Here is a 16307-nt window from a genome sequence, read left to right as displayed (position 1 = left end):
GCATGTGAAGAGTTATTTCTCATTTTGCTTAACGCTTTTTTTATTTGCCAACCCGCAGTAAAACTGGGAAAGTTACTTCTTTCTCTTTTGCATCGCCCCAAGCAGTTTTTAGTTCGGTTAAAACCAATTCAATTGGATTTTGTTCATTTGCCTTTTTATAATGTTGTAAGGCCGACCAAGTATTTAAATACCCAATTAGTTGTTCAAAAGTCCAGTTGTTTTTAATTGAATACGATGGGCTCGGAATTTCTTCGAAAGGAAAAGGTATTGTTTGATAATTTTCTTCAATATACTTGCGTTCGGGATCCCAAAATTTTCCTAAAATTTCTTCGTAGAGTTTATGTACAACGGCATCAACTTTTTCATCAATAAACATTAATCCATAACCTAAAACAGCAAATATTCCATCTGGCTTAAGCGTTCGTTTTACCTCGTTATAAAATTCCTCAAAATTAAACCAATGAATGGCTTGAGCAACGGTAATTAAATCGAAACTTTTGCTTGCAGAGTCGGTTTTATCCGAACTTTCAACATTGTAAAAAATATTGGGCATTTTTGACGCGTTTGCTATTTGGTTTTCACTAATATCGGTTGCGTAAACTTGTTTAAAATGTTTTGCTAATTCAGTTGCAACTTGTCCTGTTCCAGTTGCACAATCCCATGCCGAATCAGCATGTGCAATTAACGTGTATAGAAACGCATAAAGATCCTTGGGGTAAGTAGGCCTGAAAATGGCATAATCGGCCGATTGGGTAGAGAAATTGTCTTTCATTTTATATTTGGTTATTTTAAGAGGTAGTTAAATTTGGCACGCAAATTTGCGCATTAATTTAGCTATTTTCTTTTAGTCCAACAAACCTTCTACCTTTTAACCTTCTACCTTTTTCCATACCTTTACCCATATGCAAAACCTAGCCCCTTTAGCCGAACGAATGCGTCCACAGAATTTAGAACAATATGTTGGTCAGCAACATTTAGTTGGCCCAGATGCGGTTCTGCGGAAGGCGATAGAAAGAGGCCAGTTGCCGTCCATGATTTTTTGGGGCCCTCCTGGTGTGGGAAAAACTACTTTAGCCTATATTATTTCGCAAGCCTTAGATAGGCCATTCTTTTCATTAAGTGCCATCAACAGTGGGGTTAAAGATATTCGCGAAGTAATTGAAAGGGCCGAACAGCTGAAAGGGAGTTTTATGGGCCTGCCCATTTTGTTTATTGATGAGATTCATCGCTTTAGTAAATCGCAACAAGATAGTTTATTGGGCGCTGTTGAGCGGGGTTTAGTTACGCTAATTGGCGCCACTACAGAAAATCCTTCATTCGAAGTTATTTCCGCCTTGCTTTCGCGCTGCCAGGTTTACATTTTAAAAGCACATACCGAAACGGAGTTGGTTGGTTTATTACAAACGGCTATCGAAAAGGATGAAATTCTGTCGAAGAAGAAAATAGAGATAAAGGAGCATGAGGCTTTAATTCGTTTGTCGGGTGGCGATGCCCGAAAATTGCTAAATGTGTTGGAAATTGCCTTGAACGGTATTGGCGGCGATAAAATTGTGGTAACCAACGAAAATGTGTTGGCTCATGCACAGCAAAATCTCGCCCTCTATGATAAATCCGGCGAACAACATTACGATATTATTTCTGCTTTTATTAAATCCATTAGAGGAAGTGACCCGAATGCGGCGGTTTATTGGTTAGCACGCATGATTGAAGGTGGAGAAGACCCTTTGTTTATTGCTCGAAGACTATTAATTCTGGCTTCGGAAGATATTGGAAACGCCAATCCGAATGCCTTACTGTTAGCTAATAATTGTTTTACTGCTGTAAACGTTATAGGCTATCCTGAAGCGCGGATTATTTTATCGCAATGCGTAACCTATTTGGCTAGTTCAGCAAAAAGTAATGCCGCCTACGAAGCCATCAATAAAGCCCAAATGTTGGTCAAACAAACAGGTAATTTGCCTGTGCCACTTCATATTAGAAATGCACCAACCAAATTGATGAAAAATATTGGATATGGGAAAGATTATCAATATTCGCATCAATATGAAGGTAATTTTTCGGCTCAAGAATATTTTCCGGATGAATTAAGTGGTACCAAGCTTTATGAGCCGGGTAAAAATGCTGCTGAAGAAAAAATGCGCGAAAAATTAAGGCAAAATTGGAAAGAAAAGTACAATTATTGATGTAACATATAATCAAAAACTAGAACTAACTAACTAATTAATTTCTATCTTTAACTATGCTTAAAACTTTTTTTAGCCATCAATGGAAGGCTTTTTGGCGCTCAAGAAACAAGGCCGGCAGTATTGCCTCTCAAGTGCTCATGGGCTTTTTCATGCTTTATTTTTTGGTAGTGGCCGTGGGCTTGGGTTTTGGAATGAAGTTTATCTTAAGTAAAACATTCCCAAATCAGGCAATTATTTCAAGCTTTAATGGCTTAATTTTGTATTATTTTGCATTTGATTTTTTAATGCGCTGGCAGTTGCAAGAACTCCCAACCTTAAGCATTATCCCCTACTTGCATTTGAAGATTAATAAGGACAAAATTGTAAACTTTTTGAACTTTAGAGCCTTATTCTCCGTTTTCAATTTTTTGCCCATTTTTATATTTTTACCTTTCTGTTTTATCGAAATAGGGCCAATGAATGGTGTTCAAACAACAATAATGTACATTGTTGCCCTGTTTTCGTTAACGTTCTTTAATAACTACCTCGTTCTTTATCTTAAGCGAAAAGCAATTAGTAATTTATCGTACGTTACCTTCGGATATGTATTTGTAGGGCTTTTGATTTTGCTAGAATATTTTAAAATTATTTCCATCATGTCGGTAAGCAATACTGTTTTCCAAATGATTTTAAAATATCCCTATTTAAGTTTATGCTTTACCTTTTTGGCGGCTATAATATTTATGATGAATAGCCGATACTTGCGCGCAAATTTGTATGTAGAGGAATTAAGCAAAAAACAAGAGAAGAAAGTAAGTACCGATTATGCTTTTTTGAATCGTTTTGGAAAAGTTGGCGAACTTGCTGCTTTAGAATTGAAACTCATCTTACGCCATAAGCGCTCACGTTCAGCATTGTTTATGAGTTTTTTCTTTCTGTTTTACGGTTTTATTTTTTACAAGGAAAAGGCTATTGCACGCGATGCCTTTGGCACGATGATGTTTGGTTCCGTATTTATGACCGGTATTTCAATTATCGTTTACGGACAATTTATGTTTGCCTGGCAAAGTGCTCATTTTGATGGCATTTTAGCGAATAAAATAAATCTTAAGAATTTCATTAAAGCAAAATTTTTATTGTTTACCATCTCCGCTACCATTATTACCATACTGGCGAGCTTTTATGCCTATATAAGTCCAAAGTTGTTGTTGTTGCAGCTGGTTTCGTATCTCTATAACATTGGTTTTGGTACCGTAGTGGTTTTGTACCTAGCAACGTATAACAATCGCCGAATTGACATCACCAAGGCAGCTGCTTTTAATTATCAGGGTACCGGAGCAACACAATGGCTCCTGGCTTTCTTTTACGCTGGTATTCCAATCTTAATCTATCTGCCTTTTGGCATTTGGAATAAACCCTATTGGGGATTAGCATTTTTAGGCTCGTTTGGCTTGCTGGCGCTAATATTGCGCAATTTTTGGGTTAACCTCATCACCAATAGATTAATAAAAGAACGATATACATTAGCCGAAGGCTTTAGAGAATAATTATGATTTTAGAAGTAAAAAATTTGAAGAAGGTTTATGGCGATAAAACCGTTGTAAACATTGAACATGTAGAAATTGCAGAAGGAGAAACCGTTGGTTTAGTTGGGAATAATGGTGCTGGGAAAACCACTTTTTTTAGGATGCTACTCGACTTAATTCGGCCAACAGAAGGCGAAATTCTATCAAAAGGAGTATCGGTTTCGCAGAGCGATGAATGGAAAAATTATACCGCATCTTTCTTAGATGAAGGCTTTTTGATTGATTATTTAACGCCCGAAGAATACCTCACCTTTATTGGCAGCTTGCAAGATTTGAGTATTGCCGATGTTGCATCGTATTTGAAGCTGTACGTAGAATTCTTTAACGGAGAAATTTTAGATAGCGGTAAATACATCCGCGATTTCAGCAAAGGAAACCAAAATAAGGTGGGCATTGCGGCTGCATTAATGCAAAAACCCGAAATCCTTATTCTGGATGAGCCTTTTGCCAACTTGGACCCTACTACCCAAATTCGGTTGAAAAAATTATTAAAGGAATATCCTGGAAATATGACCACATTTATTTCAAGCCATGATTTGAATCACGTAACAGAGGTTTGTAACCGAATCATTCTGCTAGAGAAAGGACAAATTATTAAAGATTTTAAAACAGACGAGAATACATTAAAAGAATTGGAAAGCTATTTTTCAGCTTAATTTTTGTACCAAGAATGATACAATGAACCATAGCAAGGCATTTCGCTTTGCTATTTTTTTTCCTGTTTATCGAAACAAAAAACCACATTGAGCATTTTTTTTCTTTTTTGGCATTGTGTTTGAATGAGGAGGAATAAATTAAAAGTTAAAAAGGTTATGGTTATTTCGAAAGTTAAAATAGCAACATTAAGTATAGGTTTAGCGGTTGGTTCAATGACATTGCAAAGTTGTGATAGTTTAACTAAGACGCAAAAAGGAGCTGGTATTGGTGTTGCAGCAGGAGCAGGATTGGGCGCATTAATTGGTAAAGCTGCTGGAAATACAGCAGTGGGAGCAATTATTGGTGGTGCCATTGGTGGTACAGCCGGAGCCCTAATCGGAAAAAAAATGGATAAGCAAGCAGCCGAAATCCAAAAAGCAATTCCAAATGCCGAAGTTATTCGCGAAGGTGAAGGAATTATTGTAAAATTCGATAACGGTATTTTATTCGATATAAATAAGGCAGTATTAAAAGATGCAGCAAAATCAAATATTCAAAGTTTAGCCGCGTCTTTAAATCAGTATCCTGATACAGATATTAAAGTAATTGGTCATACAGATAGTACTGGTACCCTGCAATTAAACATGAATCTCTCTGAGAAAAGAGCTTCAGCGGTTAAAGCATATGCGGTTTCACAAGGAGTTCCAGCGAGTCGTTTGGTAACCATTGGTAAAGGTCCAAATGAGCCAATTGCCGATAATAAAACGGAAGCCGGCAGAGCAGAAAACAGACGTGTTGAAATTGTAATCGTTGCCAGCGAAAAATTAAAACAAGAAGCGAAACAACAAGGATAGTTCGCTTTAAAAATCTACCTAAAGAAAACATATCTTCGCCCTAATGCACTGCTGCATTAGGGTTTTTTATTTCAAAGGACTTAAGAATAGATGTCGGCGAAATAATTTACAACCAACGACTTCATCAAAAGCTCTTGTTCTAGCATGGTATATGGCGGAATTGCTTTTACCAATTTCCAATGAGGCCAGCCCTCTTGGTCTAGCCCTTCCAGTTCATAAAAACCCATCTCACTTAATAATCGACAAGTCGCAATGTGCATCAATTCTTCTTTTTGCCTTTTGCTGTATTTTTTTGGCCCCTTGCCTAATTCTTGAACCCCAATTAAAAAAAGCATTACTTTTAAATCGGGCAAATCTGAGTCAAATTCTTGCGAAATTCGCTCTTGTAAAATTTTCCATTTGGCATTAATTTCCGAAGGTTTCATGCGACCAAAGATAAGGTTAAATGCCCAAAGATAATTTTCAAATAGCGCGCCTTTTATCAATCTGGTGGCTAAAACAAACATTTGTATGTAAAATGATAAAGCTGGATAGAAAGCAGCGCGCGAATGCCTTATCTTGTGTAGATAATAAAATGGAATGAGCGGAACAAACAACACAATCGTTACCGTGGGTTTAATGGCCTACGGTATGTCGGGAAAAATTTTTCATGCACCTTTTTTGGCGCAACATACTGGTTTTAAATTAAAAGCAGTAGTTGAAAGAAGCGCCCAAAGGGCCCAGAACGATTACCCCACTATACAGAGTTATGCAAGTTTGAGCGAATTAGTAAACGATGAAGAAATTGATTTGGTTGTGATTAATACCCCAAATAATTTGCATTTCGAGCATGCTAAAATGGCTTTAACACATGGCAAACATATTTTAGTGGAGAAACCTTTTACAGCTACCGTTGTACAAGCAAAGGAACTATTTGCTTTAGCCGATAAGCATGGAAAACAAATTTTCGTTTATCAAAACCGACGTTGGGACAGTGATTTTCTTTCGGTTAAGCAGGTTATAGAAAGCAATCAACTGGGTAAATTAAACGAAGTACATTTTCGTTTCGACCGCTATCGAAATGAAATTGGCATAAAAGCATTTAAAGAAATGCCTGTAGCAGCGAGTGGTTTGTTGTACGATTTGGGGCCGCATCTGCTTGATCAAGTTATTAGCTTGTTTGGCGCACCTGAAAAGTTTCATAAAATCACAGGCAAAAATAGGTTGAATACCCAAGTGGATGATTTCTTTAGTATTCAGCTTCAATATGCAAATAGTTTAACTGTTTTTGTGACGGCCAGTATGTTGGTGGTAAATCCGCAGGCAGCTTTTATTTTGCATGGAACAAAAGGAAGTTTTGTTAAAAACCGTGCCGATGTTCAAGAAGAACAATTGGTTGCAGGGCTGAAATTAGACGACACACAATACGGCTATGAGCAGGAAAGCAACAAAGGTGTTTTAACAACCATCGAAGAAAAGGGGCAAAAAACCGAGGTGTTTATATCAGCAGAAAAAGCCAGTTACATGCCTTTATTTGACGCAGTTTATCAATCGCTTATAACCGGTGCTGATTTTCCCATAAGCAGAGCGGATGTTTTAGCTGTTTTAACCATTTTGGAAAGCCCAGATGCTTAAAATTAAAGCTGCTGCAATTTATAGGGTTAAATCTATAAGCAATTTTTAGTATATTTAACGCAACTAACACACAACGAATGAACTCTTTACCGCTCGCGTATTTAATCCCTATAGGTATTCTGGTTATATATTTTATTCTGAAGAAAAAGAAGCCTTCCACGGAGCTTTTGTCTGATGAGGATAAAAAAATATTGGATGATAACGTACACTATTACCACAACTTAGACTCAACGGATAAGAAGCGTTTTGAACAAAAAGTAGCCGAATTTTTTGATACGGTTAAGATTGAGGGCATCGGTATTGACCTTAGTCCGCTCGATGAATTGCTAATTGCTTCGAGTGCGGTAATTCCAATTTTTGGCTTTGAGAACTGGCGTTATAAGAATTTAAGTTCAGTATTGTTGTACCCGGATACCTTTAATAAAGAATTTGAATTTGAAGGTTCTGGCGACCGCAACATTATGGGTATGGTGGGTACGGGATACATGAACGGACAAATGATTTTATCGCGTGCGGCTTTACGTCACGGTTTTTCTAAAAGCGCGGGTAAAGAAAATACGGCTATTCATGAGTTTGTTCATTTGTTGGATAAATCGGATGGCGCAACGGATGGTATTCCTGAAAATTTAATACCTCATGGATATGCCATTCCCTGGTTAAAAATGATTCATGAAGAAATTACGAAAATTGAAGAGAATAAATCGGATATAAATCCCTACGCCATCACAAACGAAGCAGAATTTTTTGCCGTTGCTTCTGAATATTTTTTCGAGCGCCCGGAGTTACTTAAGGATAAACATCCCGAATTGTATTATGCCCTTAGTGGTATATTTTCACAAAATTTAGCAGGTTAAATTAAAAGAAATGTCGATAAAAAGAACGGCCATACTATACATTGGTTTATTGAGTTTAGTTTTTTCAACAAGCGCACAGGCACAGAAAGCATATGTTTTAAAGCAAAGCTTTCCGGTTGGTAAAAAATACGATTATAATTTTACCAGTTCCCAAATTATTAAGCAAAAGTATGGGGATAAAGAAGTAAATATTACGCAAACAATTGGCACCGATTATACTTTTGAGGTTCAGGGACTTCAGCAGAACGATAAAAATATCAAGGTTTATTATAATCGTTTAACGATGAAATCTTCAACTGGAGGCAATAGTTTAACGCTTGATTCAGAAGATAAAACGATGGCTTCGAATCCCTTTGCGGGCATGAAAGGAGCTAGCTTTAACATGCTTATATCCAGCAATGGTGATGTGAAAGCGGTTACTGGGTTGGATAAAATGATCGATGATATTGTACGAAAGTCAACAACAGATACTGCAAAGCAAGCGCAAATGAGAGGTGTACTGGGTAAGCAGTTTTCAGAAAAAGGAATGAAAGAAAGCATGCAAGCTTCTCTGAAAATTTACCCTCAACATGCCGTTAAAGTGGGCGACAGCTGGACAATTGATTCAGAAATTCAATTAACCATGCCGATAGGCATGAAGACGGTTTATAAATTGATTGGCGTGAAAGACGAGGTGGCTACCGTTTTAATTAGAGGAACGATGGTGGCAAAAGGAAATTTTGACTTAATGGGAAGTACCCTCGAAACGGATTTAAGCGGGACCAATGATGGTGACGTGCAAATTGATTTAAAAACGGGTATGCTGATTCGTAGTTCTATTCGTTTAGAGTTATTTGGCACCCTGAAGGCTGCTGATCAGGTAATTAATTTCGATATGGAAGGGATGAATACCGTAACGGGAAAAGAGATTCTTTAAGAAAATTTAATGGGCAGGACTGTTTTAGGTATGGAATCGCACAGTCCTGCGTATATAAACCGTATTGCAGCGGCATCCTTTTTAGCTACAAAGGCCTTGAGGACGAGGAGCTAAAAAGATACAGCGAAAAGACGGACGAACGTTCCTATGAAAGGCAAATGTGCTTTTCAGAAAAAGAACTTACAAACTCCCTGTTAAAGCCAGTAAAAATTCTGTGGTGATTTCTACATGCGGGATGTGTCCGCAGCCATCGAATTCTACCAGTTTCGAACCTGGTATTTTTGCTGCTGTTTGTTTCCCCAAAATGCGGTATTGGCCATGAGCGGCTTGTTGATCCGCACTTAATAACCCTTTTCCAACAATGGTTTTATCGTCTTTACCGATAAATAGAACGGTAGGCACTTTAATATTTTGAAACTCATTTACTACCGGTTGATCCATAATCATGGTATAGGTTAAGGCCGCAACTTTCGCAGCTCTTGGGTAATCGGCGCTAAAGGTTACACCTGCTGCCACTTGTACTAAGCTTTCATATTGATCTTTCCAGACGGTAAAATAAGAGCTTTTGTAATACCGACGAATGCTTTCTGCACTGTTTTTAAGCTCGCGCTGATATTGTTCTTCCGTTGTACTGGCGGGCACAAAGGTTTTGTAATCTTCTAATCCGATAGGGTTTTCTAACAGAAGTTTTTCGGTTGTTTCGGGAAACATTAAGGTAAATCGAGTAGCCAACATTCCGCCCATACTATGCCCAAGTACACTTACTTTTTGAATGCCCAAACTGTCTAAAAGTTGTTTATTCCAGCGTGCTAATTGCTCAAAACTATAATTGATAAAAGGCTTTGATGAACGGCCAAAGCCAATTTGGTCGGGTACAATTACTCTAAAACCGACTCCGCGTAAAGCACGAATGACATCTCCCCAATAATAGCCGCCAAAATTTTTCCCATGAAAAAGAACAACGGTACGTCCGCTTGGAGTAATGGTTGGAGCAACATCCATATAGGCCATACGTACATCTTCTCCGTTTACCTTTATGGGATAGTAATTAATCGCATGTGGGTATTTCACGTTTTCTAAATTGATGGAAAGGGTATCTATTTTTTGTGCGCGATTAATTGAAAAGCTAAAAATTAACGAAAGAAAAAGAAAAATCTGCTTCATTATATTGTTTATTGATGGAAGCCCACAATTTAGTGTTTATTTAAAAAATAGAAAGGTAAAAGATGATATTTTTACTTTAAGAAAAAAAGAGAGATTTCTTTTATCCTCGTCCATTTTCTAGAATAATTATAGATCCGTTTTGGAACAATTCTTTAAGGTTTTAGGGCATTTTAATGGTAGTATAATTGATGATCAAAATTTTTATCTTTAAATAGGGTAAGTTGGGTTTTTATTAAAGTTCTGTAAAAACTCTTCTAATTAAAACAACCTTAACACATACATTGTATGTTTGTGTATTAACCCGATTTACATGATGGAATACAGAAAAATAGGAAACTCAGATTTAGAACTTTCAGTAATAACCTTTGGCGCATGGGCCGCAGGCGGTTGGATGTGGGGTAGTACCGATAGAAACGATGCCATTAATGCCATTAAAGCAAGTTACGATTTAGGCGTAACCTCTATTGATACCGCCCCTATTTACGGACAAGGCGATAGCGAAGAGATTGTTGGCGAGGCAATTAAAGGTATCTCAAGAGATAAATTGCAAGTGGTAACCAAGTTTGGCATGCGTTGGGATTTGGCTAAAGGAAACTTAGCGATGAAAAGTAAAAATAACGAAGGAGCGGAAATCGATATTTACAAATACGCAGGAAAGGAAAGCATTATGTACGAATGCGAACAATCGTTAAAGCGATTGGGAACCGATTACATCGATTTGTATCAAATTCATTGGCCCGATTTAACCACGCCAATTTCGGAAACCATGGAAGCCGTTGCTAGATTAATCGAGCAAGGCAAGGTGCGTTATGCAGGTGTATGTAACTACAATGTAGCGCAGTTAAAGGAGGCAGGAGAAAGTTTAAATATTGTGTCAAACCAGATTCCTTACAGCATGATTAATCGAGGCATAGAGAACGAAATGGTTCCATTTTGTATCGAAAATCGGAAATCTATTTTGGCGTATAGCCCAATGGAGCGAGGATTGTTAACGGGAAAAATTACCCCAGATTATACATTTGAAGAAGGCGATCACCGTAAAAATCACCCATTTTTTACAGCAGAAAACATTCAAAAGACCGATGCTTTTTTAGCTAAAATTAAGCCTTTGGCCGATGAAAAGAATGCTACTTTGTCGCAATTGGTTTTGCGTTGGACAATTGAGCAACCTGGAATTACCATCGCACTCGCGGGTGCAAGAAACGCAAAGCAAGCTACTCAAAATGCAGAAGCCATTCAGGTTAAATTGAGTAATGATGAAATTCAATTTGTAACCACTGAATTGAAAAAAGCTGGGTTTTAATGTAAATTATCATATCAAAACAGATTAAAATGTCGAAATTATTTTCTCCCTTCAAACTAAAAGATGTAACGCTAAAAAATAGAGTGGTTATTTCACCCATGTGCCAATATTCTGCGGTTGATGGCTTTGCCAACGATTGGCATTTGGTGCATTTGGGCAGTAGAGCCGTGGGTGGAGCCGCATTAATTATGCAAGAGGCAACAGCTGTGCTTCCAGAAGGGAGAATAACACACGCTGATTTAGGCCTTTGGAAAGATGAGCAGATGGATAAGTTGAAGCAAATTGTATCTTTTGTTCATCAAAATGGTGCATTTGCAGGTATTCAACTGGCGCATGCGGGACGTAAAGCAAGTTGCGATTTGCCTTGGAATGGTGGCGAACAACTGGCCCAAGGCGAAAATAGTTGGTTGCCTATTGCCCCCTCTCCAATTCCGTTTAAAGAGGGGCAAGTGATTCCTCATGAATTGAGTATTAAAGAAATTCAAGATATAATTTTTGCCTTTCGTGCGGCGGCAAAACGTGCATTGGAAGTCGGTTATAAAGTAATCGAAGTACACGCTGCCCACGGTTATTTATTGCATCAGTTTTTAAGCCCTTTAAGTAACCAACGTACGGATGTGTACGGTGGAAGTTTTGAAAACCGTATACGATTTGTAATTGACGTGGTAGAGGCTGTACAATCGGTTTGGCCACAAGAATTGCCCTTATTTGTGCGTGTTTCGGCTACCGATTGGACAGAAGGCGGTTGGACAGAAGAGAACACCGTTAATCTAGCGGCCGTATTAAAAGATAAAGGAGTTGATTTAATCGATGTATCAACAGGTGGAAATGTTCCCGATGCAGTTATCCCGGCAGGACCAAATTACCAGGTACCTTTTGCTGATAAAATAAGAAACACCATTGGTATTTATACCGGTGCAGTGGGCGTTATCGTGGCAGCGCATCAAGCAGAAGAAATTCTAGAAGAAAGCAAAGCTGATTTAATTTTCATTGCGCGAGAATCGCTACGCGATCCATATTTTCCGATGCATGCCGCACAAATTTTAGACGAAAATTTAGAATGGCCAAATCAATATGTACGTGCGAAGCGTGAACGTAATAAGAAATCGATTTAGTAAAGTCGAAACAAACACTATCTAGCATAAAGGTCGTTTTTCAGTTTTTGGAAAACGACCTTTTGTTGTTTAAACAAACCGTGATTTTTTTTCAAAAACAGTTGAAACGCTATAAGTCAAACGTTTGTTTATGTATATTAGCAACCTGTTTTAAGAAAAATATACGAGCATAATATGTGTGGAATTGTTGGATATATCGGTCATCGTGAGGCATGGCCAATTGTTTTAAAAGGATTAAAAAGATTAGAATACAGAGGCTATGATAGTGCGGGAATAGCCCTGATTAACAACAGCGGCCAGCACATTTACAAAAAAGTAGGTAAGGTTGCTGCTTTAGAAGAATTTGCTGCTGACAAAGATAAAACGGGGAGCATTGGTATGGGGCACACGCGTTGGGCGACTCATGGAGAACCCAGTGATAGAAATTCACATCCCCACACCTCAAACAACGGAAAATTATCCATCATTCATAACGGAATAATTGAGAACTACGCTACGTTAAAAGAAGAATTGCTTCGTCGGGGTCACGAATTTAAAAGCGATACAGATACCGAGGTGCTGATTCATTTAATAGAAGAAATTCAAAAAATGGAGCAGCTTGACCTTTTCGAAGCGGTACGGATTGCGCTTCATGAAGTAACTGGGGCATATGCCGTGGTCATCATGGACAATGAAAATCCAGAGCATTTGATTGCCGCTAGAAAAGGGAGTCCGATGGTAATTGGTGTAGGCGAAGGCGAATATTTTATTGCTTCAGATGCTACTCCTATCATTGAATACACTAAAAATGTAATTTATTTGAATGATAATGAGTTAGCTTTCATTACTCGAGATAGTTTATTGGTTAAAAAACTCGATAATAAGGTTCAAACCCCTTTAATTCAGGAGCTGGAATTGCAGCTGGAAATGTTAGAGAAAGGTGGATTTGAACATTTCATGTTGAAGGAAATTTATGAACAACCACGCTCCATTCGCGATTGTATGCGCGGCCGCATATATCCACAGGAAGGTAAGGTACAGCTGGGTGGTATAAAAGAATTTACTGAAAAGCTTAAAAACATTGATCGGATTATTATTGTGGCTTGTGGTACGTCGTGGCATGCAGGTTTGGTTGGCGAATATTTAATTGAAGAATATGCACGGATACCTGTAGAGGTTGAATATGCTTCCGAATTTAGATACCGCAACCCAATTATTACTGAAAAAGATGTTGTTATTGCTATTTCGCAATCGGGTGAAACGGCCGATACCATGGCGGCAATAGAGATGGCTAAAGAGCGTGGAGCCACTATTTTTGGTATTTGTAATGTAGCTGGAGCCTCCATCCCGAGATTGTCGCACGGAGGGGTTTATACCCATGCAGGGCCTGAAATTGGTGTAGCTTCTACGAAAGCCTTTACCGCTCAAGTAACGGTACTTACCTTGATGGCGTTTTACATGGCGCAACAAAAAGGAACCATTACACAATCGAAATTGATTGAACTGTTAACCGAATTGGATGGAATTCCAGAAAAAATTGAAGTAGCGCTTCAATCGGATAAAATTATTAAAGAAGTTTCAGAGAAGATTAATGATTCTACTAATTGCTTATTTTTAGGAAGAGGCAGCGGTTTTCCTGTAGCGCTCGAAGGAGCTTTGAAGCTTAAGGAAATTTCTTATATCCATGCCGAAGGATATCCGGCTGCAGAAATGAAACACGGCCCAATCGCTTTAATTGACGAGGAAATGCCAGTGGTATTTATTGCTACCCAAAATTCGTCATACGAAAAAGTAATTAGCAACATTCAGGAAGTTAAGGCTAGAAAAGGGAAAGTTATTGCCATTGTAACACAAGGTGATACTGATGTGAAGAAAATGGCTGATTATTGTATTGAAATTCCGGATGCAAACGAAGCGTTTTTACCCTTGTTGGCTACGATTCCACTTCAATTATTGTCGTATCACATCGCAGTAATGCGTGGTTGTAATGTAGACCAACCTAGAAATTTAGCTAAATCGGTAACGGTAGAATAATTCAAAAAATAAAGAAGGTTGCTTTCGCAACCTTCTTTATTTTAATGAGCTCTAAAAAGGTAAATCTCCACTTTCGTCGGATGAGCTGATGGTAAACTCGTCGTTAATTTTTGTTTCATGTGGAGGCGTAACCGAGGCAGTTGTTGGACTCTGTTCAAAATCACTTTTTCGGCCCAGCATGGTGAAATTCTCTGCCACAATTTCGGTGACATATTTTTTTATTTTTTCTTTATCTTCAAAAGAGCGCGTTCTCAATTTTCCTTCAATGTAAACAAGTTTTCCTTTTTGAAGGTATTTAGAAGCAACTTCTGCTAGCCCACGCCATAATACAATGTTGTGCCATTCAGTTTGCTCTACTCGTTTACCGTCTTTGTTGTATGTTTCAGAAGTGGCTAAAGGAAAACTTGCAACGGTTACTCCGCCGTCTAAGTGTCTAACTTCAGGGTCTTTGCCTAAATGGCCTACTAAAATAACTTTGTTAATCCCAGACATAAATATTTTTGGTTAGTTGTTTTTGCATCATCCTACCGCAGTTCCTGCTCACCTGTATACATTGGTTTTAAGTGTTTTTCTAAAAACTCATGTATAATTATTGGTTGCGGTAAATGGTCTAATTCTTTGAAAGTTACCCAAGTATGTTCCTTTTCTTTACTAAAGTTAATTATATATTTTTCTATTTCAAAGAATTGTGCGTGGATTATTTGATGACTTAATAAATGTTTTTTCTGACTAATTAAACGCACTTGAACATTTTTTCCTAAATTTTCTTGCAAAATCGCCCTGAACTTTTCATCATGAATATTTAGTTCTTCGGATGTTTCAATGCAGGGGAAGTCGTATAAGTGTTGCCAAATATCACCGGCTTTTCTTTCTTTTACGCATATTTTATTCCCTTGGGTACAAATAAAATAATTAAAGAATCGATGTTTTTGTTTGCCTAACTTTAGTTTTACAGGTAAGTTTTTGATTTCGTTCTGTTGATAAGCATAACAACCAAGTTGCAGCGGACAAATATTGCAGTTAGGGTTTTGCGGTTTGCATTGCATGGCGCCAAATTCCATGATTGCCTGATTGTAAAGCGCTGAGTCTTCCGTATAAAGTAACTCATTGGCTAGTTTAAAAAATTCCTTCTTACCTGCCGGCGAATTAATAGGGGTTCGAATGCCAAAATAGCGCGAAAGCAAGCGATACACATTTCCATCAACTACTGCACGGTTTTCGCCGGATGAAAAAGATGAAATGGCTGCTGCGGTATATTCACCAATACCTTTTAATTTTATCAAATCATCGTGTTGGGTTGGGAAAATCCCTTTAAAATCCTTCATCACAATTTGGGCGGTAGCGTGCATATTGCGTCCGCGTGAGTAGTAGCCTAAGCCTTGCCAAAGTTTTAGCACTTGCGCTTCCGTTGCAGCACTAAAATCAGCAACGCTGGGAAAATTTTCTAAAAAATTATGAAAGTATGGAAGTCCTTGTTCAACACGGGTTTGTTGCAAAATGATTTCTGAAAGCCAGATGACATAAGGGTCATTTGTGTGCCTCCAGGGTAAATCTCTCTTGTTTAAATGGTACCAAGCAATGACTTCTTTTTGAAATATCATGTTGACAAATTACGGAGTATTTCTCGGCTTTCTCAAAAATCTTGCATTCAGGTGATGCGTAAATCTGTAAAAAAATCATCTTTTATTTTCCTATCTCATTAAAAAGCAATACTTTTGCAACCCCAAAACAGTTATAAATATTAAAAACACACTATATTATAAATAATTAAATATGACTAAGGCAGATATTATTTCAGAAATATCAACAAAAACTGGAATTGAGAAGGTTGATGTACAAGAGACAGTTGAGGCATTTTTCAAAGTAATCAAATCAAGCATGATTGGTGGCGAAAATGTTTATGTAAGAGGATTTGGTAGCTTTGTTGTGAAAAAGAGAGCTCAAAAAACTGCAAGAAATATCTCGAAAAACACGGCAATTATTATCCCTGAGCACTTTGTACCTAGCTTTAAACCAGCGAAAGTATTTGTTGACAAAGTGAAAAGTAACTCAAAAAAAATTAGTGTAGAAGCGTAAATATCCGAATA

At 37.8% G+C, this 16307-nt stretch carries 16 protein-coding genes; 11 read left to right on the top strand and 5 right to left on the bottom strand.

The window, feature by feature from the left end:
* Positions 1–40: 40 nt before the first annotated feature.
* Complete coding sequence (locus ACJVDK_RS12680; RefSeq protein ID WP_443937034.1) at positions 41–772, bottom strand: class I SAM-dependent methyltransferase; 732 nt, start codon at positions 770–772, stop codon at positions 41–43.
* A 130-nt stretch (positions 773–902) separates the two neighbouring features.
* Here ACJVDK_RS12680 and ACJVDK_RS12675 point away from each other — a divergent pair, with 130 nt between their 5' ends.
* The 4 genes from ACJVDK_RS12675 (at position 903) to ACJVDK_RS12660 (ending at position 5241) form a co-directional block, all read left to right on the top strand.
* The gene (locus tag ACJVDK_RS12675; RefSeq protein ID WP_443937033.1) at positions 903–2183 is read left to right on the top strand and encodes a replication-associated recombination protein A; all 1281 of its coding nucleotides are present in this window, start codon (positions 903–905) and stop codon (positions 2181–2183) included.
* 56 nt (positions 2184–2239) lie between these two features.
* The gene (locus tag ACJVDK_RS12670; protein WP_443937032.1) at positions 2240–3712 is read left to right on the top strand and encodes a DUF5687 family protein; all 1473 of its coding nucleotides are present in this window, start codon (positions 2240–2242) and stop codon (positions 3710–3712) included.
* Positions 3713–3714: 2 nt separating this feature from the next.
* Entirely contained in the window at positions 3715–4407 is a 693-nt protein-coding gene (locus ACJVDK_RS12665) for an ABC transporter ATP-binding protein (RefSeq protein ID WP_443937031.1), read from the top strand.
* 156 nt (positions 4408–4563) lie between these two features.
* Positions 4564–5241: an OmpA family protein gene (locus tag ACJVDK_RS12660; RefSeq protein WP_443937030.1), complete on the top strand. Its 678-nt coding sequence runs from the start codon at positions 4564–4566 to the stop codon at positions 5239–5241.
* Positions 5242–5321: 80 nt separating this feature from the next.
* Here ACJVDK_RS12660 and ACJVDK_RS12655 read toward each other — a convergent pair whose 3' ends face one another.
* On the bottom strand, positions 5322–5666 hold the full coding sequence (locus ACJVDK_RS12655; RefSeq protein ID WP_443937029.1) for a hypothetical protein: 345 nt from the start codon (positions 5664–5666) through the stop codon (positions 5322–5324).
* Positions 5667–5820: 154 nt separating this feature from the next.
* Here ACJVDK_RS12655 and ACJVDK_RS12650 point away from each other — a divergent pair, with 154 nt between their 5' ends.
* The 3 genes from ACJVDK_RS12650 (at position 5821) to ACJVDK_RS12640 (ending at position 8625) form a co-directional block, all read left to right on the top strand.
* Positions 5821–6855 carry a Gfo/Idh/MocA family oxidoreductase gene (locus ACJVDK_RS12650; RefSeq protein ID WP_443937028.1) on the top strand — a complete coding sequence of 345 codons (1035 nt, stop codon included), beginning with the start codon at positions 5821–5823 and terminating at the stop codon, positions 6853–6855.
* Between the two features lie 77 nt (positions 6856–6932).
* Positions 6933–7709 carry a zinc-dependent peptidase gene (locus ACJVDK_RS12645; RefSeq protein ID WP_443937027.1) on the top strand — a complete coding sequence of 259 codons (777 nt, stop codon included), beginning with the start codon at positions 6933–6935 and terminating at the stop codon, positions 7707–7709.
* Positions 7710–7719: 10 nt separating this feature from the next.
* On the top strand, positions 7720–8625 hold the full coding sequence (locus tag ACJVDK_RS12640) for a DUF6263 family protein (protein ID WP_443937026.1): 906 nt from the start codon (positions 7720–7722) through the stop codon (positions 8623–8625).
* Positions 8626–8805: 180 nt separating this feature from the next.
* Here ACJVDK_RS12640 and ACJVDK_RS12635 read toward each other — a convergent pair whose 3' ends face one another.
* Positions 8806–9789, bottom strand: a complete 984-nt coding sequence (locus ACJVDK_RS12635; protein ID WP_443937025.1) for an alpha/beta fold hydrolase — start codon at positions 9787–9789, stop codon at positions 8806–8808.
* A gap of 310 nt (positions 9790–10099) precedes the next feature.
* Here ACJVDK_RS12635 and ACJVDK_RS12630 point away from each other — a divergent pair, with 310 nt between their 5' ends.
* From ACJVDK_RS12630 to glmS, 3 genes are all read left to right on the top strand, one after another.
* Complete coding sequence (locus ACJVDK_RS12630; protein WP_443937024.1) at positions 10100–11092, top strand: aldo/keto reductase; 993 nt, start codon at positions 10100–10102, stop codon at positions 11090–11092.
* A 29-nt stretch (positions 11093–11121) separates the two neighbouring features.
* Positions 11122–12207, top strand: coding sequence for an NADPH dehydrogenase NamA (gene namA, locus ACJVDK_RS12625; RefSeq protein WP_443937023.1), 1086 nt, complete (start codon positions 11122–11124; stop codon positions 12205–12207).
* A 174-nt stretch (positions 12208–12381) separates the two neighbouring features.
* Positions 12382–14220 (top strand): glutamine--fructose-6-phosphate transaminase (isomerizing), encoded by a 1839-nt coding sequence (gene glmS / locus ACJVDK_RS12620; protein WP_443937022.1) that lies wholly within the window; start codon positions 12382–12384, stop codon positions 14218–14220.
* A 51-nt stretch (positions 14221–14271) separates the two neighbouring features.
* Here glmS and ACJVDK_RS12615 read toward each other — a convergent pair whose 3' ends face one another.
* The gene (locus ACJVDK_RS12615) at positions 14272–14712 is read right to left on the bottom strand and encodes a single-stranded DNA-binding protein (protein ID WP_443937021.1); all 441 of its coding nucleotides are present in this window, start codon (positions 14710–14712) and stop codon (positions 14272–14274) included.
* A gap of 32 nt (positions 14713–14744) precedes the next feature.
* The gene (gene mutY / locus ACJVDK_RS12610; RefSeq protein ID WP_443937020.1) at positions 14745–15821 is read right to left on the bottom strand and encodes an A/G-specific adenine glycosylase; all 1077 of its coding nucleotides are present in this window, start codon (positions 15819–15821) and stop codon (positions 14745–14747) included.
* Positions 15822–15993: 172 nt separating this feature from the next.
* On the opposite strand from mutY, the gene ACJVDK_RS12605 reads away from it, so the two are divergent.
* The gene (locus tag ACJVDK_RS12605; protein ID WP_443937019.1) at positions 15994–16296 is read left to right on the top strand and encodes an HU family DNA-binding protein; all 303 of its coding nucleotides are present in this window, start codon (positions 15994–15996) and stop codon (positions 16294–16296) included.
* Positions 16297–16307 lie beyond the last annotated feature (11 nt).

It is taken from the genome of Pedobacter paludisoli (assembly GCF_052344095.1).
Lineage (GTDB): Bacteria > Bacteroidota > Bacteroidia > Sphingobacteriales > Sphingobacteriaceae > Pedobacter.
The sequence above is the reverse complement of the archived record's forward strand: the minus strand, read 5'-3'. Positions and strand labels throughout refer to the sequence as shown.